The 21,363-nt window shown below is 64.5% G+C and carries 17 protein-coding genes; 9 read left to right on the forward strand and 8 right to left on the reverse strand.

The features are described 5' to 3' along the window. Positions 1 to 108: 108 nt before the first annotated feature. Positions 109 to 1,296, forward strand: a complete 1,188-nt coding sequence (locus tag ACZ9H4_RS04575; RefSeq protein WP_408145705.1) for an MFS transporter — start codon at positions 109 to 111, stop codon at positions 1,294 to 1,296. A 168-nt stretch (positions 1,297 to 1,464) separates the two neighbouring features. Then, positions 1,465 to 2,010, forward strand: coding sequence for a single-stranded DNA-binding protein (locus ACZ9H4_RS04580; RefSeq protein ID WP_408156069.1), 546 nt, complete (start codon positions 1,465 to 1,467; stop codon positions 2,008 to 2,010). A gap of 98 nt (positions 2,011 to 2,108) precedes the next feature. On the opposite strand, the gene ACZ9H4_RS04585 is transcribed toward ACZ9H4_RS04580, so the two are convergent. Further along, positions 2,109 to 2,906 carry a bestrophin-like domain gene (locus ACZ9H4_RS04585; protein WP_476118343.1) on the reverse strand — a complete coding sequence of 266 codons (798 nt, stop codon included), beginning with the start codon at positions 2,904 to 2,906 and terminating at the stop codon, positions 2,109 to 2,111. Positions 2,907 to 3,209: 303 nt separating this feature from the next. On the opposite strand from ACZ9H4_RS04585, the gene ACZ9H4_RS04590 reads away from it, so the two are divergent. Next, entirely contained in the window at positions 3,210 to 4,862 is a 1,653-nt protein-coding gene (locus tag ACZ9H4_RS04590; RefSeq protein ID WP_476118344.1) for a methyl-accepting chemotaxis protein, read from the forward strand. 110 nt (positions 4,863 to 4,972) lie between these two features. Here ACZ9H4_RS04590 and ACZ9H4_RS04595 read toward each other — a convergent pair whose 3' ends face one another. From ACZ9H4_RS04595 to ACZ9H4_RS04625, 7 genes are all read right to left on the reverse strand, one after another. Continuing rightward, the gene (locus ACZ9H4_RS04595; RefSeq protein ID WP_476118345.1) at positions 4,973 to 5,782 is read right to left on the reverse strand and encodes a c-type cytochrome; all 810 of its coding nucleotides are present in this window, start codon (positions 5,780 to 5,782) and stop codon (positions 4,973 to 4,975) included. Further along, a complete protein-coding gene (locus tag ACZ9H4_RS04600) occupies positions 5,779 to 7,404 on the reverse strand; it encodes a b(o/a)3-type cytochrome-c oxidase subunit 1 (RefSeq protein ID WP_476118346.1) in 1,626 nt (541 codons plus the stop codon). The genes ACZ9H4_RS04595 and ACZ9H4_RS04600 overlap by 4 nt, the downstream gene beginning before the upstream one ends. Beyond that, positions 7,391 to 7,963: a cupredoxin domain-containing protein gene (locus ACZ9H4_RS04605; protein ID WP_408323047.1), complete on the reverse strand. Its 573-nt coding sequence runs from the start codon at positions 7,961 to 7,963 to the stop codon at positions 7,391 to 7,393. Before ACZ9H4_RS04605 ends, ACZ9H4_RS04600 begins: the two co-directional genes overlap by 14 nt. A 2-nt stretch (positions 7,964 to 7,965) precedes the next feature. Further along, positions 7,966 to 8,142, reverse strand: a complete 177-nt coding sequence (locus ACZ9H4_RS04610) for a hypothetical protein (RefSeq protein ID WP_168670655.1) — start codon at positions 8,140 to 8,142, stop codon at positions 7,966 to 7,968. A gap of 25 nt (positions 8,143 to 8,167) precedes the next feature. After that, positions 8,168 to 9,478, reverse strand: a complete 1,311-nt coding sequence (locus ACZ9H4_RS04615) for a c-type cytochrome (RefSeq protein WP_476118648.1) — start codon at positions 9,476 to 9,478, stop codon at positions 8,168 to 8,170. A gap of 161 nt (positions 9,479 to 9,639) precedes the next feature. Next, complete coding sequence (locus ACZ9H4_RS04620) at positions 9,640 to 10,356, reverse strand: c-type cytochrome (RefSeq protein ID WP_408156059.1); 717 nt, start codon at positions 10,354 to 10,356, stop codon at positions 9,640 to 9,642. A gap of 460 nt (positions 10,357 to 10,816) precedes the next feature. Continuing rightward, complete coding sequence (locus ACZ9H4_RS04625) at positions 10,817 to 11,704, reverse strand: LysR family transcriptional regulator (protein WP_476118348.1); 888 nt, start codon at positions 11,702 to 11,704, stop codon at positions 10,817 to 10,819. A gap of 96 nt (positions 11,705 to 11,800) precedes the next feature. Here ACZ9H4_RS04625 and ACZ9H4_RS04630 point away from each other — a divergent pair, with 96 nt between their 5' ends. From ACZ9H4_RS04630 to ACZ9H4_RS04655, 6 genes are all read left to right on the forward strand, one after another. Next, positions 11,801 to 13,219 carry an MFS transporter gene (locus ACZ9H4_RS04630; protein WP_476118349.1) on the forward strand — a complete coding sequence of 473 codons (1,419 nt, stop codon included), beginning with the start codon at positions 11,801 to 11,803 and terminating at the stop codon, positions 13,217 to 13,219. 311 nt (positions 13,220 to 13,530) lie between these two features. After that, positions 13,531 to 14,157 (forward strand): response regulator, encoded by a 627-nt coding sequence (locus tag ACZ9H4_RS04635; protein WP_408156052.1) that lies wholly within the window; start codon positions 13,531 to 13,533, stop codon positions 14,155 to 14,157. Positions 14,158 to 14,296: 139 nt separating this feature from the next. Then, positions 14,297 to 14,986 (forward strand): response regulator, encoded by a 690-nt coding sequence (locus ACZ9H4_RS04640; protein WP_408156050.1) that lies wholly within the window; start codon positions 14,297 to 14,299, stop codon positions 14,984 to 14,986. A gap of 143 nt (positions 14,987 to 15,129) precedes the next feature. Further along, positions 15,130 to 15,774, forward strand: a complete 645-nt coding sequence (locus tag ACZ9H4_RS04645; RefSeq protein ID WP_476118350.1) for a response regulator — start codon at positions 15,130 to 15,132, stop codon at positions 15,772 to 15,774. 267 nt (positions 15,775 to 16,041) lie between these two features. Beyond that, positions 16,042 to 16,788, forward strand: coding sequence for an aquaporin Z (gene aqpZ, locus ACZ9H4_RS04650; protein WP_408145729.1), 747 nt, complete (start codon positions 16,042 to 16,044; stop codon positions 16,786 to 16,788). Between the two features lie 55 nt (positions 16,789 to 16,843). Further along, positions 16,844 to 21,265, forward strand: a complete 4,422-nt coding sequence (locus ACZ9H4_RS04655; RefSeq protein WP_476118649.1) for an ATP-binding protein — start codon at positions 16,844 to 16,846, stop codon at positions 21,263 to 21,265. The last annotated feature ends 98 nt before the right edge of the window (positions 21,266 to 21,363 follow it).

Raw genomic sequence — 21,363 nt, forward strand, 5'->3', positions numbered from 1 at the left:
TTTGCGCCTACGCCGCGGCAGGCTGCCGGCTTGTGGCGGTCCCAACGAGCCGGTCCCGCCGCCGGCCGCCCGCAGTGTGCCGTCCAGCTCATTCAAAGAACGCTCCCGATGTCCAATCCGTCCGCCACTTCCACACGCATGAGCGCGCCTGAACTGCGCGCGACCGTGTCGCTTGCCGCCATCTTCGCGCTGCGCATGCTCGGTCTCTTCATGATCATGCCGGTGTTCTCGATCTATGCGAAGACCATTCCGGGCGGCGACAACGTGCTGCTGGTGGGCATCGCGCTCGGCGCGTACGGGGTGACGCAGTCGATGCTCTACATCTTCTACGGCTGGATCTCCGACAAGGTCGGCCGCAAGCCGGTCATCGCCACCGGCCTGCTGATCTTCGCGCTCGGCAGCTTCGTCGCGGCGGGCGCGCACGACATGACGTGGATCATCGTCGGCCGTGTGATTCAGGGGATGGGCGCGGTGTCGTCCGCGGTCATCGCGTTCATCGCCGACCTCACCTCCGAAGAGCATCGCACCAAGGCGATGGCGATGGTTGGCGGGAGCATCGGCGTGTCGTTCGCGGTGGCGATCGTCGGCGCGCCGATCGTGTTCCAGTGGATCGGCATGAGCGGCCTGTTCACGCTGGTCGGCATCTTCTCGATCCTCGCGATCGGCGTGGTGTTGTGGGTCGTGCCCGATGCGCCGAGGCCGGTGCACGTGCGTGCGCCGTTCGCCGAAGTGCTGCACAACGTGGAACTGCTGCGCCTGAATTTCGGTGTGCTCGTACTGCACGCGACGCAAACCGCGCTGTTCCTCGTCGTGCCGCGCATTCTCGAAGCCGGCGGCCTGCCGGTCGCGTCGCACTGGAAGGTGTATCTGCCGGTGATGGGCCTGTCTTTCGTGATGATGGTGCCGGCGATCATCGCCGCCGAGAAGCGCGGCAAAATGAAGATCGTGCTGCTATCCGCGATCGGTCTTATCCTGATCGGACAGTTGTTATTGGGCGTCGCTCCGCATACGATTCTGAGTGTGGCGGCGATCCTTTTTGTGTACTTTCTCGGCTTCAATATTCTCGAAGCGTCGCAGCCTTCGCTGGTGTCGAAACTGGCGCCGGGCACCCGCAAAGGCGCGGCTGCCGGCGTGTACAACACCACGCAGTCGATCGGTCTTGCGCTGGGCGGGATGGTCGGCGGCTGGCTGCTGAAAGTGGATGGACAAAGCACTGTGTTCCTCACTTGCTCGGGGCTCGTGTTTTGCTGGCTTATAATCGCCGCAAAGATGAAACAGCCGCCGCGCAAGGCGTAGTACGCAACATTCGCCGGGCTATCGCGGCGCACCCGGGAGCACATCCCGAATTCATCCAGAACTCACCCGGCGGCGGGCAGAGGTGCTGTTCCGATCTCGGCCTGCGGGCCACTAGACGCGAACCGCGCAGTGCCGCGCCGCCCGCAACGGAATCAACAGGAGAAACTCATGGCATCCGTGAACAAGGTCATTCTCGTCGGCAATCTCGGAGCCGATCCGGAAGTCCGTTATCTTCCGAGCGGCGACGCAGTGGCGAACATCCGCCTTGCGACGACGGACCGGTACAAGGACAAGGCGTCCGGCGAGATGAAGGAAGCCACCGAGTGGCACCGCGTGTCGTTCTTCGGCCGCCTCGCGGAAATCGTTTCGGAATATCTGAAGAAGGGCTCGTCGGTCTATCTGGAAGGGCGCATCCGCACGCGCAAGTGGCAAGCGCAGGACGGCACCGATCGTTACTCGACGGAAATCGTCGCCGAGCAGATGCAAATGCTGGGTGGCCGTGGTGGCTCGATGGGCGGCGGCGGTGGCGACGAAGGCGGTTATAGCCGCGGCGAGCCGTCGGAGCGTAGCGGCGGCGGTGGTGGTGGCCGCGCGATGTCGTCGGGCGGCGGTGCTTCGCGTGGCGGCAGCGGCGGCGGCGGCGGCGGTTCCAGCCGTCCGAGCGCGCCGGCAGGCGGCGGTTTTGATGAGATGGACGACGATATTCCGTTCTAATAGCCATTTCGGCAGCAAGTACAGCAGGCCCCGGGCTCTCCCGACCGTTCAAACGGTTTGGCGAGAATTTCCGGGGCCGTTTTCATTGCTTCTTGCGCTCACCGCTGCAAATGCGTCAGCGCATCTCTCAACGGCTGGCTGGAAATCACAATCGGCCCGGAAAAGGGCGTATCCAGATCGACGATTACATAAATCGCCGAAGCAATCGACACCGCCCCCAGCGAAATCGTGACGAGCGCCAGTGCATTACGCGGCGCAATCAAGCCGAAGCTCAGAAAAATCACGCACAACCAGAACGTGAGCGTCTTGAAGAATGGCTGCGATATCGAGCTATGCGCTTCCTCGATGAGCTTCCAGCGCGCGTCCACGACGCGCCGGTATTGCGCCAACGCGTCGTCGAGCGCACGTGCCTCCAGCGAATCGCGCATTCGCAATTGCCGTAACTGCCGGCCCACGTCGGTGAGCATATCGCCGAGCCGCACGTTTTCCAGCCGCTTCGAGTCCTGCACACCGAGGTTCTTCGGGTAGTCGCCGCTCGGCGCCGTCTCGTGAGGCCAGGTCGACGCGATTGCCGCCGCCGTGTATTGACGTAACAGGCGGCGGGCTTCGTCGGCATCGTTGCCGAAGTCGCGCAAGGTCGTGTCGAATTCGATCAGATCGGCCGCATAGCTGCGCAGATCGTTCGAGGCGGTATCGAAGCTGGACTTCGCGGAGGCCGTCATCAGGCCGAGCACCAGGGCGGCGAACGTCACCAGCATGCCGATCACCAACTGGATGAGCTGCACGGTCTCGTGCGCCTTGTGCTCTTCGGGCAGAAGCGGCCGCACCCACACGCCCAGGCCGGTCGCGACCAGCAGCAGCGCAAAAACCAGTAGAGCCGATCCGACTTCCGCCATAGAAATACTCCGAAGACAGGTGCGTCGTCACTTTCCATCAACTGCCGGGCGCCGGATACCCGGGTAGTCCCGCACCAGAATGCGCGGCGGGAACGGACCTGCGTTGGCGCCCGTCAGTTGATGTATCGCAACCGTATGCGTCATCGACCATAAAGTTTTCTGCTGTGCCGCCGTAGTCCCTCAGTGTGGTGGTTGCTTAAATTCTAGACAAAAGTTGCGGACCTGGCCGGAAGGGTTTGGGCGCAGCACGCGTGGCCGGAGCCATCGAGGCACCCGGTCAGCGGCCCATTGGAGACAAGCCCGATGTTGAGAAATCTGTCGATTCGCACCAGCCTTAGCCTGATGATCGTGTTCTTTGGCGTCGTGTTGCTGCTCGGCGCCGCCGCGGGCCTGCTGTCGCTGCGCTCGAGCAACGCGTCACTGCAACAGATGTACACGGTCGACACGCCCGCCGTCGCGGACCTCGAAGGCAGCTCCGGCCAGCTGCTGCGCCTGCGTCTGGCGCTCGCGACGTACGCATCGCTGATCGAGCTGAACGATCAGGACGGCGCGAATGCCGTGCTCAAGCGTTTCGATCAGTACCAGAAAGTATCCAACGAGCGGCTTGCCCACTATGTGAGCCGCGCAAGCGCGGACGACACCGAGCAGCGCCTGATCAAGGACATGCAGGCCAAGCGCGACAGCTTCCTGCGCGAGGGCGTCGATCCGGCGCTTGCCGCGCTCAAGTCGGGCGACAGGAATGCATTCAATCAATTGCAGGCGCACAAGCTGCCGTCGCTCTACAGCACGTACGAGAAGGCGATGCTCGCCCTCGAACAGTTGCAGCTCGATCACGGCGAGCAACGCTATCAGGAGGCGCAGGATCTGTTCTACGCGATCTGCATCGCGGTGGCGATCGGCATGGTGGTGTCGCTGCTCGGTTCATTGATCGGGCGCATGGTGCTGGTGCGCGCGATCGTCAATCCGGTCGACGCGACCATCGCGCAATTCCAGCGAATCGCCAACGGCGATCTGACGAGCCGGATCGACGTCACCAGCGACAACGAAATGGGCCGTCTCGCGGCGGCGCTGCGCAAGATGCAGGAGTCGCTGATCGGGACGGTGAATGCGGTACGTCAAGGTACCGAATCCATCGATACCGGCGTGAGCGAGATTGCGGCCGGCAATGCGGATCTGTCGCAGCGCACCGAAGAGCAGGCCGCGTCGCTCGAAGAAACGGCGGCGAGCATCGAAGAACTCACGTCGACGGTCAAACAGACGGCGGACAACGCGAAGCAGGCGAGTTCGCTCGCGCAGGGCGCGTCGAGCCTGGCTGCGCAGGGCGGCGACCTCACCGAGCAGGTGGTGGGCACGATGCACGGCATCGTCGACGACTCGCGGCGGATTGCCGATATCGTCGGCGTGATTGAAGGGATCGCGTTTCAGACCAACATCCTCGCGCTGAACGCCGCGGTCGAAGCGGCGCGCGCGGGTGAACAGGGACGCGGCTTCGCGGTGGTGGCGAGCGAGGTGCGCTCGCTCGCGCAGCGCAGCGCGGCGGCGGCCAAGGAGATCAAGGGCTTGATCGACGAATCGACGGCGCGGGTGCAGGCGGGCTCGCAACTGGTCGAACGCTCGGGCTCGACGATGGCTGAGATCGTCGACGCGATTGCGCGCGTGAGTTCGATCATGGGTGAGATCGCGGCGGCGGCGATCGAGCAGAGCACCGGCATCGATCAGGTCAATCTCGCGGTCGCGCAGATGGACGAGGTGACGCAGCAGAACGCCGCGCTGGTCGAGCAGGCTGCGGCGGCGGCCAGTTCGCTGGAAGATCAGGCGCGGCGGTTGTCGTCGGCGGTGGCGGTGTTCCAGACGGAGAGCGGCTCCGCGGCGTTCGGCGCTGCGGGCGCGCGGCGCCGGGACGCTTCTGGCGCTGCTTCGAAGCGGGATGACGCGGGCGAGTTCATGGCGGCCTGACGTCGAATCCTGTTCGTTGGCGCCCGTTCGTCGAGGCCGTTCGGTCGAGGCCCATTGCGCGCAGCGTCTTCGAAGCGACGACGACAGGCACCGCGCATTCAAGTGCAGCGTTATTGCATGGCGGCGTAATACCTGGCGAGGCTATCTATCTCCGCCGAGGTCAACTGCCGCGCCACATTGCGCATCTGTTCGTTGATATCGTTGTGCCGCGCGCCGGAAGCAAACGCGCGCATCTGCCCGGCAAGATACGCCGACGACTGCCCGCCCAGCCACGGCGCCGCGCCTTTGCGATCGAGCTCTCCATGACAGGCTGCGCAAGGCGCGATGTTGCGCTGTGGATCGCCTTGCATCGCCAGCTTCACCGCGTTCGCATCCGGCTCTTCGCCGACGCGTGGCGTCTCGGCGCCGAAGCCTCTCGTCAGCGACGTGTAGTAAGCCGCGAGATCCTGCAGATCCTGATCGCTGCGCCCCGCGATGATCGCCTGCATCACCGCGTTTTGCCGCCGCCCGCTCTGGTAGTCGCGCAATTCCTTATAGACCGCATCGCCGTACTGTCCGGCCAGCCCGGGTGCCGTGACCTGCGGCGTGCCGAGCACACCGTGGCACATCGAGCAGTGCTGCGTCGCGATCGTCGCGCCGCGGCCGATCGAATCCGCTGCGGAGCGCGTCGGGTGCCACGGCGGCAACACGACCACCTCGCTCGGCACCGGACTGCCTGCGCTCGCACCGCTATACCAGTTCGACGGCGCGCCGGCCGCGCCGCAGATCGTCGCCCATAAGCCGCGATCGCCGAAGGCACTGCTCGCCGACGGCAGCCAGATGAAACCGATCAGTATTCCTACGATCGCAATCGCGATCGTGCCGCCCACGCTCCAGGTGAACCACGGGTTACGCAAGCTGAAGACGCGTTCCTCACTCATCGCTGCGCTCCGATGACGACCGCCGGCACCGACGTCTGCGGCAGTCTGAGCAACTGCACGATCGGCACGCTGTAATTGACGACCGTGAGGCCGATCATCAGCGCGACCCACAAGCCGAAGCTATTGAGCGCGGCCGGTACGCGTTCGACCGGATGCACCGCGCTCGCGAAACGGAACGCCTGCGGCTGCACCGCCGGCCCGAATTGAGACTTCGCGAGGATGTAGACGAACAGCACGCCCGAGGCGACGAGAACGAGGCCGCCCACCGCCGACATGCCGACCCAGAACGCCTGGTCCTGCATGCCCGACATCGTGTAGTCGTAGTAAGCCATGCGGCGCGGCGCACCGAGCAGGCCGACGTAATGCCACGGCAGCGTCACCATCATCATGCCGATGAACCACAGCCACAATTGCGTGCGCACGAGCTTCACCGAGACGATCGCGCGGTTGGTCAGTTGCGGCCACAGTTCATAGGCGATCGCGAAGTACATGATGACGATCGCGCCGCCGAAAATCAGATGGAAGTGGCCGGTCACCCATTGCGTGTTGTGGACCGTCGAGTTCAGCTGGTAGCTCATGTTGATCAGCCCGCCCGCGCCGCCGAACCCCAGCATGACGAACGAGAACGCGATCACCAGCATCATCGGATTGCGCCACGGCAACGCGGTGAGCCAGCCGAACGCGCCCTTGCCGCCGCGCAGCCTGCCGGCGATTTCCACCGACGCGCAGATCGTGAACACCGTCAGCAGCGTCGGCACCGAGACCATGCCGGTGAACACCGCGTGCAGGAACTTGAAGCCGGAGCCGACCTGCGGATCGGCGAACAGATGGTGGATGCCGATCGGCATCGCGAACACGAGGAACAGGATGAACGATACGCGCGCCATCGCATCGCTGTACAGGCGCCCGCCGATCGCGCGCGGCACCAGCGTGTAGTACGCGATATACGCCGGGATCAGCCAGAAGTAGACGATCGCGTGCAGCGTCCACGAGAACAGGATGCGCGAGAGGCCGGCGTCGATGGTTCGCGTGAGGCCGAAGGCGACGGGCAGGATCTGGAACAGGATCTCGGCCGCCGCGCCGACGGCGGTCCACGCCCACAGGTACGCGCCCGCCACGTTGGCGAACATCGCGAGCGGCACCGCCTTGCCGGGATTGGCGCGCTTCCAGATGCGCAGATTCACGTGCATCAGCGCGACCCAGATCCACGAGCCGACCACCACCAGCACCACGCCGAGGTAATAGAACGGGCTGCCGATCATCGGCGGATAGAAGGTGTAGAGCACCGAGGCCGTGCCGAGCGCGACCGGCACCATCGCCATGACCGCGCCGACTGCCAGCATGATGAACGCGGCCCAGGCCCACCTGATGCCGGCAAGTCGCTGCGCGAGCGCGAGTTCCACGATCGCGTAGCCGAAGCCCATCGACACCAGCGTGGGCATCACGTAGGCCATCACCGAGCCGTGTGCGGTCACCGATCGATAGTACAACTCGGGGTCGCCGATCCACGGCACGAGCGGGCTGCGCACCAGCATTTGCCAGGCACCCAGCAGCAGCGCGATCAGAAACGTGATGAAGGCGAGCCAGAAATGCGCGAGAACGAGTCGCTTAGCGTGAAACACAGCTCAGCCTCCGTGATTGTCGGGCCTGCTCGAAGAAGGCGGCTTTGTCGATTACTTTCACATGCGCCCACATGGTCTGATGGCCGAAGCCGCAGAATTCGTGGCACGGCATGGTGTGATCGGCGGGCTGGTCGAACCGCGTGTTCAGCGTGGCGACGTAGCCGGGCACGACCATCGTGTTGATGTTGGTGTTGGTGACGAGCAGGCCGTGCACGACGTCGGCGCTGGTGGTGCGGATCGTGATCGGCGTGTCGGCGGGCACCAGCAGGCATTGCGGCGTGAACGAATACTGCTGCGCGATGAAGCGCACGATCACCGAGCCGTCCGGCTGCACTGCGCTGCCGAGATTGTCCTCGACGAATTCGCCGGACAGTTGCAGGCGCGCCGGGTCGATCGTCTCGACGCGCGACGGCGGCATCATCGCCCAATGCAGGCCGGAGAAGACGATCACGGCCAGCATCAGCACGATCAGCCCGACCGCGAAAATCGCCCAGCGCCGCTCGGCGCGCAACGCGACCGCGTGGCCGCTCTCCGGTTGAGGATTGGAATCGGTCGACATGGTCAGTGAATGATGCCGCGCGGCAGGAACGCGAAAAAGTAGAAGCCGAACCAGATCGCCATGACGATCAGCGTGGCGACGCCGGCGAGCGCAACCGCGCCATGCGGACCGGCCGCGACGACGCGCTCCACTTCGTCATCGGTGGGCGGGGCCGCGCTGTGGGTGTCGTTCGCTTCCATCTCGATGGTTCTCCGGTGCGGCGCGTCAATGCAACGGCGCCTTACGCAATTCGTTGATCTCGCGGGCCGTCACCGGCTGGCCGTGATTGCCCCACGCCGTGCGGATATAGGTGACGACGGCCGCCGCTTCGACGTCGTTCAGTTCCTGGCCGAACGGCGGCATGCCGTACGGCTGCGGATTGTGCCTGGTGCCGGGCGGAAAACCGCCGTTGAGCACGATCCGGATCGGATTGACCGCCGAATCCATCTCGATCGACTGGTTGCCCGCGAGCGGCGGGTAGTGCGGCAACTGTCCCTCGCCGTTGGCGCCGTGGCACAGCGCGCATTTGTCGGCGTAGATCTGTTTGCCGAGCGCGAACGTCTTGGGATCGGCTTGCGGGGACGGGCCGGTCTTGCGGCCGCGATTGTCCGGCAGCGACTTCAGATACACGGCCATCGCGCGGACGTCTTCGTCCGACATATGCTGCAGGCTGTGATAGGTGACTTCCGCCATCGGTCCATACACGGCGCCGCGAGCGGAGATGCCGGTTTGCAGCAGGTCGACGATGTCCTGGATGCTCCAGTCGCCGAGGCCGCCGTCCTTGTCCGATGTCAGCGACGGCGCGTACCAGTTCTGCACCGGAATCAGGCCGCCGGCGAACTGTTCGCGCTGCGACGATCCGCCGAGCATGTTGATCCTGGTGTGGCACATCGAGCAGTGCCCGAGGCCTTCGACCAGATACGCGCCGCGATTCCATTCGACCGATCTGGTCGGGTCGGGCTTGAACTCGCCCTCGTGGAAATACAGCGTGCGCCAGCCGTATAGCAGCTCGCGCTTGTTGAACGGGAAGCGCAGCGTGTGCTTGCGGTTCGGCTCACGCACCGGCTCGACGGTGCGCAGGAACGCGAAGATCGCGTCCGAGTCCTCGCGCGTGACCTTCGTGTACTGGGCGATCGGCATGGCGGGGTAAATCAGCGTGCCGTCCGGTTTGCGGCCGGTGCGCATCATGTTGAAGAACGCTTCCTCGCTCCACGTGCCGATGCCGTACTGCGCGTCGGGCGTGATGTTAGGCGAAAACAGCGTGCCGAACGGCGTTTCCATCGCGAGGCCGCCGGCGAACAGCTTGCCGCGCGGCGCGGTGTGGCAGGCGATGCAGTCGCCGGCGCGCGCCAGATATTCGCCGCGTTTGACGATCTCGGGGCGGGTGTCGGGCATGGCGCCGTGCGTCGCGGCAGTCGATGGCGAGGCCGTCGGCGTGGCCGGCGCGGTGTCGGCGGCGCGGGCTTCGGAGAGCAGCGGCGCATGCAGGGCATGAAGTAGAACGGCGCTGCCCGTCGCGATGAAGGCGGCGCTCAGCGTGCCCGAGGCGAATGACGAGGCCGTGCGGCGAGCCTGCGTCGCAGCGCGGGCAACGGCGCGCAAAACAGCGCAGGAAACGCGGCAGGAAACGCGGCTGGAAACGCCGCTAAAAACCAGGCCCCCCACCCGCCCCCAATCCCGCGAACAAAGTATCGGCTTCATTGTGGTTGGCTCCCGCATGCTAGAGGCAGGCGCTCAGCGGACGCCGGTGCGGGCCGCGGATCGGCGGGCCGCGGTTGGCGGGACAGCCAGCTCGATACCGCGGTGATGTCGCGGTCGCTCAGCTTGACCGCGATCGAATGCATGCAGTCCGGCGCGAGCGCTCGACGCGCGCCCGAGCGCCACGTGCCCATCTGTCCGGCGATGTAGCTCGCATGCAAACCGAGCAGGCCGGGAATGCCCGGCTGCGTGCCGGTCATGCGCGGGCCGTGGCAGGCGATGCACGCCGGTATGCCGCGGGCCGGGTCGCCATGCATGACCAACTGCTCGCCGGCCGCGAGCACCTTGGGCGAGACGTCGGTGTGATCGGCGTTGGGATAGGGCGGCTGCAGATCGGCGAAGTACTGGCTGATCTGGCGCAGATAGTCGTCGGGCAGGAAGGCGAGCAGATAGCCCATCGGCGGATAGGTGCGGCCGCCGTCGCGAAAGGCGGTCAACTGATTGAACAGATAGTCGGCCGGTTTGCCGGCGATGCGCGGAAAGTAGTCGTTGTTGCGGCCCTGACCCTGCACGCCATGACACGAGGTGCAGGCGCGCATACGCTCGGCCATCGCGGACGGCATCGCACTGGATGCATCAGTGGCTGCGAGCGCCGCGCCGCTCCACACGACATGAAGCACGAACAGAACCGAAGATCCGATAGTTCTACGATGCACGCCAGGCCTCGTTGGGAGCGTTCTGCTTCTCGATTTATTTGTCACGCGTTCGTTCGTGGATTCATGCGCGAATCCGACGTACGACGCATCGCGGGTCTGCCAGTTTTTTTGCTTTTGTTCTTATAACGACTGCATTACGGCGAATCGAAACGGACTTATTCTGGACGACGAAGCGTTGATGCTGTGCGGCGATGCAAGTGTTTGGCGAAAACGGTGACCTGCGCTGAATGCGCCGCTGGGCTGCGGCTTCCGGGCTGCGAGAAACGACGTTTGAAACGTCAGGCAGCGTGTAGCAGGGTGCAGGAATTTAACCAACGCGTCAATAGCCGGAAAAACCTCGAATTGATCTATATCAAGCCATCATAGGCGCCGGCTAAAACGCTTTCAAATGGGATTGCGCGCACGCATCCATATCGATGCTGTCACCCGAACAGGATCGTTTGAGGTTGCACCATACGCATCACGCGAACAGGCGCATCAAGGCCGCGCGTGCATTGCTGACCAGCTCGCTTTCGCCGAGCCGTCCGGGCAGCAGATGAAACTCCACGGCCGGCAACGCAGGTAGCCTGATGCTGGCGGGACAGGCCACGAGACCGCCGCCGATCGACGATTCGTTCAGGCAGGAAATGCCGAGCCCTGCCTTCAATGCCAGTTGCAAGCCCGCCACGCCCGACGCGGAATGCGAAATCAGATACGGCACCTTGTGCTCGTCGAGCAGCTTCACGACGAAACGCTGCAACTGGCAGCTCGACGGCAGCAGCACCAGTTGATACGGCGCCGCCGGCCGCTGCCGGGCATCGGCCGCGCTCACCCACCGCAGGTTCTCGCGCCGCACCACGGTGCCCGGCGCGCCGCTGCGCCGGCCGGCGGCGCGCGGGCTGCCCGTCACGAGCCGTAGCGAGAGGCCGATGTCGAACGACGCGTCGTCATCGGCCTTGCTGTCGATCACGGCGCTCGGCAACACGGTGACGTGCAGCTTCAGCCGTGGATGCTGCTCGGAGAACGTCTTGAGAATGCGGGCGATGTCGTGCGGCCGGTAGTAGTCCGTGATCGCGATGCGCAACTCGCCGTCGAGCGAGCGGCCTTGCAGGTCTTCGAACGCCGCTTCGCTCATCGCGATGATGCGCCGAGCATGATCGAGCAGGCGGCTGCCGGCGGGCGTGGCGCTCACGCCCTGCTTGCTGCGCAGGAACAGCGGCTGGCCGGCGCGCTCCTCGAGTTTCTTCAACTGCTCGCTCACCGACGATTGCGACAGGAAAACACGCTCCGCGCCCGCCGAAACGCTGCCCGATTCGGCGACGGCGACGAAAGTGCGCAACTGGGTGAGGTCGAATCCGCGTTGGCTCATGATTCGGTATATCCGATGGAAGGCATCTGATTTTCCGGCTTTTCCGATGAAAAGCCCAGCCGTAGGATACCTCCAAAGATCATTGCGGAGGGTGTCATGGGAAACAGGTCGATTGCGGTTGCAGGCGGGGTGCACGAGCGAGGGGCGAGCCATCGGTGGAAGGTGCTGGGGGTCGGGTTCGCCGCGAACGCGAGCTTTTCCGCCGCGTTTTCAGGTATTCCGACGACCGCGGTGTTTCTGCGCTCGGGCTACCACCTCGGCAATGACGGGTTGGGACTGGTGCTCGGCATGCTGGGTCTCGGCATTGCGATCAGCGAGTTGCCGTGGGGCCTGTTGACCGACCGTTGGGGCGACCGCCGCGTGCTGCTTCTCGGGCTGCTGTCGACCGCCGCCGCGCTCGCCGGCCTCGCCTTGTTCGTCGCGCCGAGCGGTGCTCATGTGCCCAGCGTGACGATGCTCGCGCTCGGGCTGCTGCTGGTCGGCCTGCTCGGCGGCAGCGTCAACGGATCGAGCGGCCGCGCGGTGATGGCGTGGTTTCGCGAGGGCGAGCGCGGGCTGGCGATGAGCATCCGGCAGACCGCCGTGCCCGCGGGCGGCGGACTCGGCGCGTTGATGCTGCCGGCGCTCGCGTCGCGCTTCGGTTTTGCGAGCGCTTATACCGTGCTGGCTCTGGCGTGTGCGGCCACGGCGCTGTTCGCCTGGCGCTGGCTGCATGAGCCGCCGCGTGCGCATGCTGATGCAGAGGAGGGCGGGGCCGCTCGCGGGTCGCTTCGGCCGGCTCGGCAGGCGCATGGCGCCAGTGCGGCGCTCGCTTCGGGGGCGCAAGTTTCGACGTCGGCGGTCAGCGCGGCGAGGCCGGGCTTGGTTGCGGCGGCCGGCGCGCCGACGAGGGTCTCGCCGTTGCGCGACGTCGGCATCTGGCGGGTCGCGCTCGGCGCCGGCGTGCTGTGCGTGCCGCAACTCGCCGTCGTCACGTTCGGCACTGTGTTTCTGCACGACTACGGCCACGCGGGCGTGCTGGCGATCAGCGTGACGATGGCCGCGGTACAAACGGGTGCCGCGATCGCGCGGGTCTGGAGCGGCAGTTGGACCGACCGGCGCGGCAATCGCCGGGCTTACATGCGTGCCTGCAGCTTGCTGACCGCGATGCTGTTCGCGTCGCTGGCGCTGGCGACGGGGCTCGCCGGCCCGCATCACACGGCGATCACGACGCTGTTGGCGCTGATGGTCGTGCTGGGCGGCGTGAGCGCGTCGGCATGGCACGGCGTCGCCTTCACCGAACTCGCCACGCTGGCCGGGACGAGCCGCGCGGGCACGGCGCTGGCGATCGGCAATACCTGCGTGTTTCTCACACTCTTTCTGACGCCGCTCGCGATTCCGCCGCTGTTGTCCGTGGGTTCGTGGCCGATAGTGTGGGCGGTGGCGAGTGCGTGCGCGCTGCTCGCGTTGCCGGTTTTCCCGCGTGCAGTGCCGAGGGCCAAGTCTGGGGCGAGGGCTTGCGATGCCGTCCGGTAGTCGAACCATTGCGCCTTAACAGAAAGGCGCGATATGCCAATACCAGAATGATTCAACCCGGATAATTATTTTTCGTTTTTTCGATAAGAAAAAGACAAACCATTTATTTTTGCATGATTCGGAATGCTCTGATTTTTACCGAATTTTAGTGATGATTTTATGGGCGCCTTCGCGCATGGCTTCGTCATCGCGCGCTACGTCAAAGCGCGTCGTGCCCTCAGCGTGTCTGGCGCGCGAGCTAATCATTCCTACAACGAACGGGCTAAATTCCAGTGCATCTTCGAATCATTCTGGCAGACGATCACCCGTTCGTGCTGCTCGGCTATCGGGCGATGCTCGCAGTGCACGCCGGTGTCACGATCGCCGGCGAGGCGCACACGCCTCGGGCGCTGATCGAACTGCTACAGCACACCCCTTGTGACGTGCTCGTGACCGACCTCTCTATGCCGGACGCCGACGGCGTTCCCGAAGACGATCTCGCGCTGATCCGGCGCCTTCGCCGCGACTGGCCGCAGCTGCGGATCGTCGCGGTCACGACGCTGACGAACCCTTCGATTCTGCGCGCGGTCGTGGCGGACGACGCGGTGAGCGCGCTCAGTAAAGCCGAGTCGATGGACGCACTCTGGCAAGCGATCGAAGCCAGCGCAAACGGCGCGCGCTACCTCGGCCGTTCCATCGTAGACGTACTCGCGTGCCCGCGGAACGACGAGCGCGCAACGCCGCAGACAGTTCGTCTGTCATGGCGAGAGACAGCGATCATCAAGCGGCTGGTCAGTGGCCAGTCTATTGCCGAGATAGCGGAGGCGCTCGGTTGTCATCGCCGTACGGTTAGCCGGCAAAAGCGCGCAGCGATGGCGAAGCTCGGCGTCACCCACAACCCCGGTCTTTTCTCACGCCTGTACGCATGCGGCATTCTTGAAATTGATTCGCACATTTAAGCATTGATCGTTGCCGATTGACTAAGGTTATTTCGGAACGCTCTTATGTTTATCGGCGAAAAAATATTCAATTATCGTGATCGAGCCGGTTGCGTCGCAAACAGCGGCGAAAATACAAAATACCGAGGAGCAGCAGACGATGAACGACGCCGCTGAGGCGAGCATACCGGTTCGAGCCATCATAGCGGACGACCATCCACTGGTTCTGCTGGCAATCGAAAATCTGGTGCGCACTTATCCGAACATGCAGATTGTCGGACGCGCGGCGGACGCCACCGAACTCTTCATGCAAGTCGATCGCAGTCCATGCGACCTGGTGCTGATGGACCTCTACATGCCGGGCAATTTCGACGGCACCGGGCTGGATGTCGTCAAGCAGTTCAAAACGCGGTATCCCGATGTCGCGCTCATCGTCCTCACCATGGAAACGGAGGCGGCCGCGCTGCAGAGGGTTATCGCGCTCGGAGTCGACGGACTCGTGAGCAAACGCGACCGGATCGATCTGATTCACGTGGCGGTCGTCACGGCGCTCGCGCGCGAGTGTTATGTCGGACCGGCGGTGCGCACGCTGATTGCCGATACAACGGTGGCCCAAAGGCTCGACCTTGTTCGCAGCGCGTTGTCGCGCCGTGAACTCGAGGTGTTCACACAGTACGCGTCGGGGTTCGCCGTCAGTGAAATCGCCGCGCGTCTGGGGCGCAGCGTCAAGACGATCAGTGCGCAGAAATGCACGGCGATGCGCAAGCTCTCATTGCGCAGCGACGCCGAACTGTTTCGCTTCGCCGCCGAACACGGCGTCATTTCTGAGTGGCGTAATCAAAGCCGCTGAAAGACCGGGAAGATGTGACTGATAAGCCACTGACAAACAGGTGACGCGCCGTGCGGTCGCATGGCGAACATGCATAAGTGTTGACGTAGCCCGGGGAAGCACAGCGCGTGCGGGCGTCGTCAATCGGCAAAGACAACAACAAAATGACACACAAGATCCGCGTCATCGTGGCCGACGATCATGAATGCATTCGCGTCGGCGTCAAATATCTGCTGAAGGCGAGGCCCAACATCGAGGTGGTCGGCGAGGCGGCCGACACCCGTGGTCTGGCTGTCCTGCTCGACGCCTGCGCGTGCGACGTCGTCGTCTCGGACATCGCCATGCCGGGGATCGACGGAAGCAGTAACGCGGTGCCGTTTCTGCGCCGACTGTTGCGGCGCCGGTCGCATCCGCACGTCGTCGCACTGACGATGATCGGCAACGGTCACCTGCTGTCCGGACTGCAAAGCATCGGCGTGAGCGGAATAATCGACAAGCGCGACGCCGCGCAAACGCTGGTCGATGCCATCACCGTCGTGGTTTCCGGCCGCATTCATCTGTCGGAGCAGGTGCGTATCGCGCTGAACGCGGCGGACCGGGCGCCGCACCCTCGCGCCAGTGCGCTGAGCGCGCGGGAATGGGAAGTCTTCCAGCTCTATGCGCAAGGCCTCGCGGTTCATGAAATCGCCGAACGTCTGCAGCGCAGCGGCAAGACCATCAGCACGCAAAAACGCAGCGGGATGCGCAAACTCGGATTGGAAACGGAAGACGATTTAGTCGATTACGCAAGGCAAATTGGCGTGATCTAACAGTGTTTGACTTTTGAATAAAATTTTTAAATTAATTTAACGAATAACATTGATGATTAAAGAGTAATGGATTTAAGATTTTTCTTATTCGTATAGCGATCCCTGAATCCTATAATTCTGAATTGACTGAGGCGCTATTGCTTACCTACCTGACGGCGACTCGTATTTCGTTGTCCTGGAAGCGACGGGCCTAAGACAAGTCAGAGTAGAGGTCTGGTGCAATCACGCGGTGCGTCTGCCTCGTATGGAAAAAAATGGGAGGGGCGGATGGTCACGCTGGGTAAGCGGATGTGGGTGGAGGGAGTGGGAACGGCGTGGCTGGTGTTCGTTGGATGCGGCAGCACCGTGCTGGATACCAGCGTGATTCTGCAAGGATATGGCGGCTTGGAAGTGTCGCTGGCGTTCGGCCTTGCGTTTGCCACGGCCGGCTACGCGTTCGGTGGAATTTCAGGGGCGCATTTCAATCCCGCCGTCACCGTCGGCTTCACGGTGGCGCAGCGTTTTCCTGTGCGTGACCTGCTGCCCTACATTGCCGCGCAGATTGCTGGGGCGATCACCGCCGCGGCGTTCCTCGTGTATGTGGCGAGTGGCCGCCCCGGCTTCGACCCCGGCGCAAGCGAATTCGCTGCGAATGGTTTCGGCGCCCATTCTCCTGCCGACTATCAACTGCACTCGGCGCTGGCCATCGAGTTCGTGCTCTCGTTTGCATTCGTCATGGTGTGCCTGCTGATCGTCGGCCGAAAGAACCTGGCGCCGATCGCTCCGCTCATCGTCGGCGCATGTCTGACGCTCGTTTATCTGGTATCGATCCCGGTTACCAACGGCTCGGTCAATCCCGCCCGTTCCACGGCGCAGGCGCTGTTCGTCGGCAACTGGGCACTCGACCAGCTTTGGGTATTCTGGGCCGCGCCACTGTCGGGCGGCATCGCGGCCGGCGTGCTGTTCTCGTTTCTGAATGGCGACGCCGATCCATCCGCGGCCGCGCTGGCCGACGGTCCGGGCGACGCCGCGTGAACACGGCCTCGTGCCACGTGGTCCGTTCATCGTCGGTCTCGTCGAGCGCATTGCGATGAGGCGCGCAGTGCGGCACCTGCCGCTGTGGCTGCTCGCCGTCTGCCTGTCGATAGGCGTGGTGAGGTCCGTCGCCGAGCCGTTCGGCAGCCACGCGCGCTATCCGGCCGCGCGCACGTTCCCGGCCAGGCTGACCGTCGGCGTGCTCGCGGGCGGTTGGCCGCCGTTCGACATGCTGCAGGACGGCCGCCTCACCGGCATCAGCGGCGACTATCTGCGCGCGCTGGTGGGGCCGAACGTCATTATCGAAGCGAAAGCGTATCCCGACATGCCGCAGTTGCTGGCCGCCGCCTGCGCGGGCAATGTCGATCTGTTGATGAGCGTCGCCCGCGTGCCCGAGCGCGAACAGTGCCTCGATTTCACGGCGCCGTATTTCCGCTCGTCGATCTCGGCGGTGGTGCGGCGCGACAGCGAGCGGTATGCGAGCCGTGGCGAACTGGCCGGCGCGCGCATCGCGATAGAGCGGGGTTTCGCGCTCGAGCGTCCGATCCGTGAGGGTTTTCCGCGCGCTGAAGTCCACGCGTTCGCCACTACGCACGCCGCGCTCTCCGCGGTGGCCCGCGGCGACGCAGACGCCTATTTCGGCCTGACCACGGTCGTCCAGTTCGAGTTGGCGACCGAGCCATTCCGCGATCTGCATGTCGCGTTCGACGAGAGCGGCAAAATCTCCGACCTGCGCTTTGGCGTGCCCCGCAATCAGGTCGCGCTGCGCGATCAGCTCGATCGCGCACTCGCGTCGATGAGCCCGGCAGACACAGCGGCGATTCGCATGCGCTGGCTGTCCGGTAACTTCAACGCGCAGCCGGCCGCCGCCGCGCGTCAGTTCGTGCTGACCTCGGAAGAGAAAGCGTGGCTTCGGTCGTTGCCGCCATTGCAGATCGGCTTCGACAGCAACTGCCCGCCGTTCAGCTTCATCGACGAATCGGGCCGCCCTGCCGGCATGACAGCCGACTATCTGGCATACCTGAGCCGCGCTCTCGGCGTCGTCTTCAACCGGACCCGGCTGTCCGACTGGTCGGCCAACGTCGAGGCGTTCCAGCGCGGCGAACTGGCGATTCTGCCCATGGCGTCCAGCAACGGGCCAACACTGAATAACGTCGCCCATACTCGCGCCTACGCGAGCTACCCGATGGTGGCCGTCGGCCGCGCCGGCGAACCGGCGCGCGCGTTCGAAGATTTCATGTCGCGCCGTATCGTCATCCCGGCTCGTGTTGCCGGTTCGGTCCCGCATGCGTTCGAAGCCGCTGCGCCCGATCACATCGTCGTCGCGCCCAGCACGGACGACGCGTTGCGAATGGTCGCAGCCGGCGAAGCGGACTTGACGGTCGGCAACCTGGCCGCCGTCGATAGCCGCCTGAAGCGTCGCTATGGCGGCGCTCTCAAGATTCTCGGCGCGCTCGGCGAATCCGACTCGCTCTACATCGCGGTGCGCTCGGACCTGAAGCCGCTCGCCGGGCTGATCGATCGCGCGCTGCTGGCCATGCCGGCGGCGGAGGAGCAGCGCATCCGGCAACGCTGGGTGAGCGGCGTGATTCCGGACACCGGCCTATGGAGCGTGAGCGCGGTGCGTCTGCTGCCGGTGCTGATCGGCGTCGGCGTCGTACTGGTGGTCACGTTGCGCGCCTATTTGCTGCTGCAACGGGAAGTCAGACTGCGCAAGCGGACCGAGCGCGCGCTCGCGCTGCAACTGAATTTCCAGGAATCCATGATGCAGACGGTCCCCTATGCGCTGGTCGCCAAAGATCTGGCGGGGCGCTACATCGCGGTCAACCGGGCCTATGAGGAGGCGTGCGGCATCAGCCGCGAGGCAGTGCTCGGACGCACGACGATCGATGTGCGGACATGGGGCGATGCGAACAGCCGCATTCTCGACGGCATGACGCGCGAGGTGCTGAAGAGCGGCGGCATTGCCGAAGTGGAATTGCAGTTCTGCAGCAGCACGGGCGATGTGCGGCATGGGCTGTTCTGGAACAGCGTGTGCCACGGCAGCGATGGACAACCCGTTTGCCTCGTCGGCGCGATGGTCGACATCACCACTATCCGGCGCGCCGAAATGCTCGCGCACGACACCGAGCGGCGCCTCTTCGACGTGACGCGTTCATTGCCGGCCGTGGTGTTTCAGTTGCGCCGCACCGCGGGCGGCGCGTACTCGTTTCCGTATATCGGCGGCGACACGCGGCACCTGTTGGGCGACAACGGCGTGTCGCTGAGTCATCGCGCTCAGGTGGACTTCGATCGTGTAGCGGAAGAAGACCGGGAGTTCGTGCAGGCTGAACTGGAGCGCTCGGCGCGCAGCGAAACGCCGGTACACATGGAGTTTCGCCTGCGCGGCGGGCAGCAGCCCAAGTGGGTGCGCGCCGAGCTGGTGCCGCGCCGTGAAGCGGATGGCAGCGTCGTGTGGAGCGGCTTCTGGGTGGACGCGAGCGTGGAGCGTGCCCGCTCCGAGGAACTCGCTCGCGCGCGCGACATGGCCGAGGCGGCTTCGCGCGCGAAAGACGATTTCTTCGCGATGATGAGCCATGAAATCCGCACGCCGATGAACGGCGTGCTGGGGCTGGTCGAAGTGCTGGAGCGCACGCCGCTCAATACGGATCAAGGGGAGATGCTGAGCATGATCCACGAGTCGGCGGGCGCGCTGCTGCAGATTCTCGACGACCTGCTCGACTATTCGAAGATCGAAGCGGGCCGGCTGACGCTCGAAGCGGAGCCGATCGACCTGCGTGAGCTGGTCGACAATGCCGTCGGACTGCTCGCGGGCCGCGCGCACGAGAAGGGGTTGAAAGTGCGCGTGAACATTGCATCGGACGTCGCCGCCACACTGCGCGGCGACAGTGTGCGATTGCGGCAGATTCTGTTCAACCTGCTCGGCAATGCGATCAAATTCACGCCGCAGGGCGAGGTCGACGTCGACGTGTTGGTCGTCGAGCAGAACGGAGCCGCGCAGACGCTCGAAATGAGTGTGGAGGACACCGGCATCGGCATCGCGCCGGACGTGCAGGCCAGTCTGTTCGAGCCGTTCGTGCAGGCAGAGTCGTCCACCACGCGGCGCTTCGGCGGCACCGGCCTCGGGCTGACGATCTGCCGCAAGCTGATCGACCTGATGGGCGGCACGCTCGCGTTGCGGAGCGTGCCGGGTCACGGCACCTGCATGATCGTGCGGGTCACGATGCCAGTCGTGGCGCAGCGCTATTCCGTGAGCCGCCTGCGGGGCAAACACGGGATTGTCGCGACCGGTGACAGGCGGGTCGGCCATGCGCTGATGCATTTCGGCAAGGCGCTCGGGCTCAAGTTGCGCAGCGTCGCGCCGCACGCCAGCGCACTGCGTGACCGCGCCACGCTGGCCAACGTGGATTTGCTGTTCGTGAGCGAGGAGGTGCAGTTGCCCGCATGCCTCGGCCCGGATACACAGGTCATCATCCTGACGGAGAAACCGAAGCCGACGGGGTATCGCATTCTCGACAATACCGTGCGCGTGAGCGTCAACCCTATTTCGTGGCGCGGTCTTGGCGCGGCGTGCGCCGCCGCGATGACCGGACTGCCTTCGATGGCGCGGCCTGCGGCAGGCCTGCCGCGCACGGCCGAAGGCGTCATGACGCCGCCGGACCGTGAGCGCGCCATCGCGAGCGGGCGGTTGATCCTTGTCGCGGAAGATCATCCGGTCAACCAGGAACTGATTCGTCATCAACTGGCTTTGCTCGGTTTCGCGTGCGACGTCGCGAACGACGGCGCGCAAGCGCTGGCCGCACTGGAGCGCACGAACTATGGCTGTCTGATCACGGATTGTCATATGCCGAATCTGTCCGGCTACGAACTCACGCGACACATCCGGGAGAACGAGCGGGGCTGCACGCAGCGTCTGCCGATTCTCGGCATCACGGCGAACACCGCGCCCGACGATCTGAATTTATGCCGCGATGCCGGCATGGACGATAGTCTCGTGAAGCCGACCCGGCTCGCCACGTTGCGCGACTATCTGAGCCGCTGGTTCGGCATCGACAGTGCGTGGCAGACCGCGCCCGCGGAAACGCAGAGCGAGCCGGAGGTCGCCGGGCCGCTCGCGCAGGGTGGCGAGGAGCCGTTCGTTCCGGTCGATCTCACGCACATGACGCAACTGTGGGGCAGCGCGTCGACCGTCAAGGCATTGCTCGACGCGTTCGTTTCAGCGGTGCGTGAAGACATGCAGTCGTTGTCGCCGCTGCTCGAACGCGTGGAGATTGCGGGTGTGCGCGAATGGCTGCATCGGGTGGAAGGGGCCGCGGGCGTGCTGCAATATCCGCCGCTGCTCAACGCGCTCGACGACTATCGCCGCGACATTGCCCTCAAGTCACCGGAGCGATTGCGCGACGAAGGTCGGGCACTGATCGACAAATGCAATGCGATGCTCGACGGTATCGAGCAGCAGGCGGCTTTGCTCGCGTAGGGGCTCAACGAATGCCGGTGAGTGCAGGCGAATGCAAAAAATGCAGGCGAGTACGCGATAACCAGGCAAAAAGCGGACGAAAAAAAACGCGGCCGAGG

Source organism: Paraburkholderia sp. TE9906 (genome assembly GCF_056279605.1).

What these genes read in the sequence shown, in the direction of transcription:
- ACZ9H4_RS04640 (WP_408156050.1), top strand. Translation starts at nt 14,297, where the DNA reads ATGAACGACGCCGCTGAGGCGAGCATACCGGTTCGAGCCATCATAGCG.
- ACZ9H4_RS04655 (WP_476118649.1), top strand. Translation starts at nt 16,844, where the DNA reads ATGAGGCGCGCAGTGCGGCACCTGCCGCTGTGGCTGCTCGCCGTCTGC.
- ACZ9H4_RS04645 (WP_476118350.1), top strand. Translation starts at nt 15,130, where the DNA reads ATGACACACAAGATCCGCGTCATCGTGGCCGACGATCATGAATGCATT.
- ACZ9H4_RS04605 (WP_408323047.1), bottom strand. Translation starts at nt 7,963, where the DNA reads ATGTCGACCGATTCCAATCCTCAACCGGAGAGCGGCCACGCGGTCGCG.
- aqpZ (WP_408145729.1), top strand. Translation starts at nt 16,042, where the DNA reads ATGGTCACGCTGGGTAAGCGGATGTGGGTGGAGGGAGTGGGAACGGCG.
- ACZ9H4_RS04575 (WP_408145705.1), top strand. Translation starts at nt 109, where the DNA reads ATGTCCAATCCGTCCGCCACTTCCACACGCATGAGCGCGCCTGAACTG.
- ACZ9H4_RS04580 (WP_408156069.1), top strand. Translation starts at nt 1,465, where the DNA reads ATGGCATCCGTGAACAAGGTCATTCTCGTCGGCAATCTCGGAGCCGAT.
- ACZ9H4_RS04625 (WP_476118348.1), bottom strand. Translation starts at nt 11,704, where the DNA reads ATGAGCCAACGCGGATTCGACCTCACCCAGTTGCGCACTTTCGTCGCC.
- ACZ9H4_RS04595 (WP_476118345.1), bottom strand. Translation starts at nt 5,782, where the DNA reads ATGAGTGAGGAACGCGTCTTCAGCTTGCGTAACCCGTGGTTCACCTGG.
- ACZ9H4_RS04630 (WP_476118349.1), top strand. Translation starts at nt 11,801, where the DNA reads ATGGGAAACAGGTCGATTGCGGTTGCAGGCGGGGTGCACGAGCGAGGG.
- ACZ9H4_RS04590 (WP_476118344.1), top strand. Translation starts at nt 3,210, where the DNA reads ATGTTGAGAAATCTGTCGATTCGCACCAGCCTTAGCCTGATGATCGTG.
- ACZ9H4_RS04610 (WP_168670655.1), bottom strand. Translation starts at nt 8,142, where the DNA reads ATGGAAGCGAACGACACCCACAGCGCGGCCCCGCCCACCGATGACGAA.
- ACZ9H4_RS04585 (WP_476118343.1), bottom strand. Translation starts at nt 2,906, where the DNA reads ATGGCGGAAGTCGGATCGGCTCTACTGGTTTTTGCGCTGCTGCTGGTC.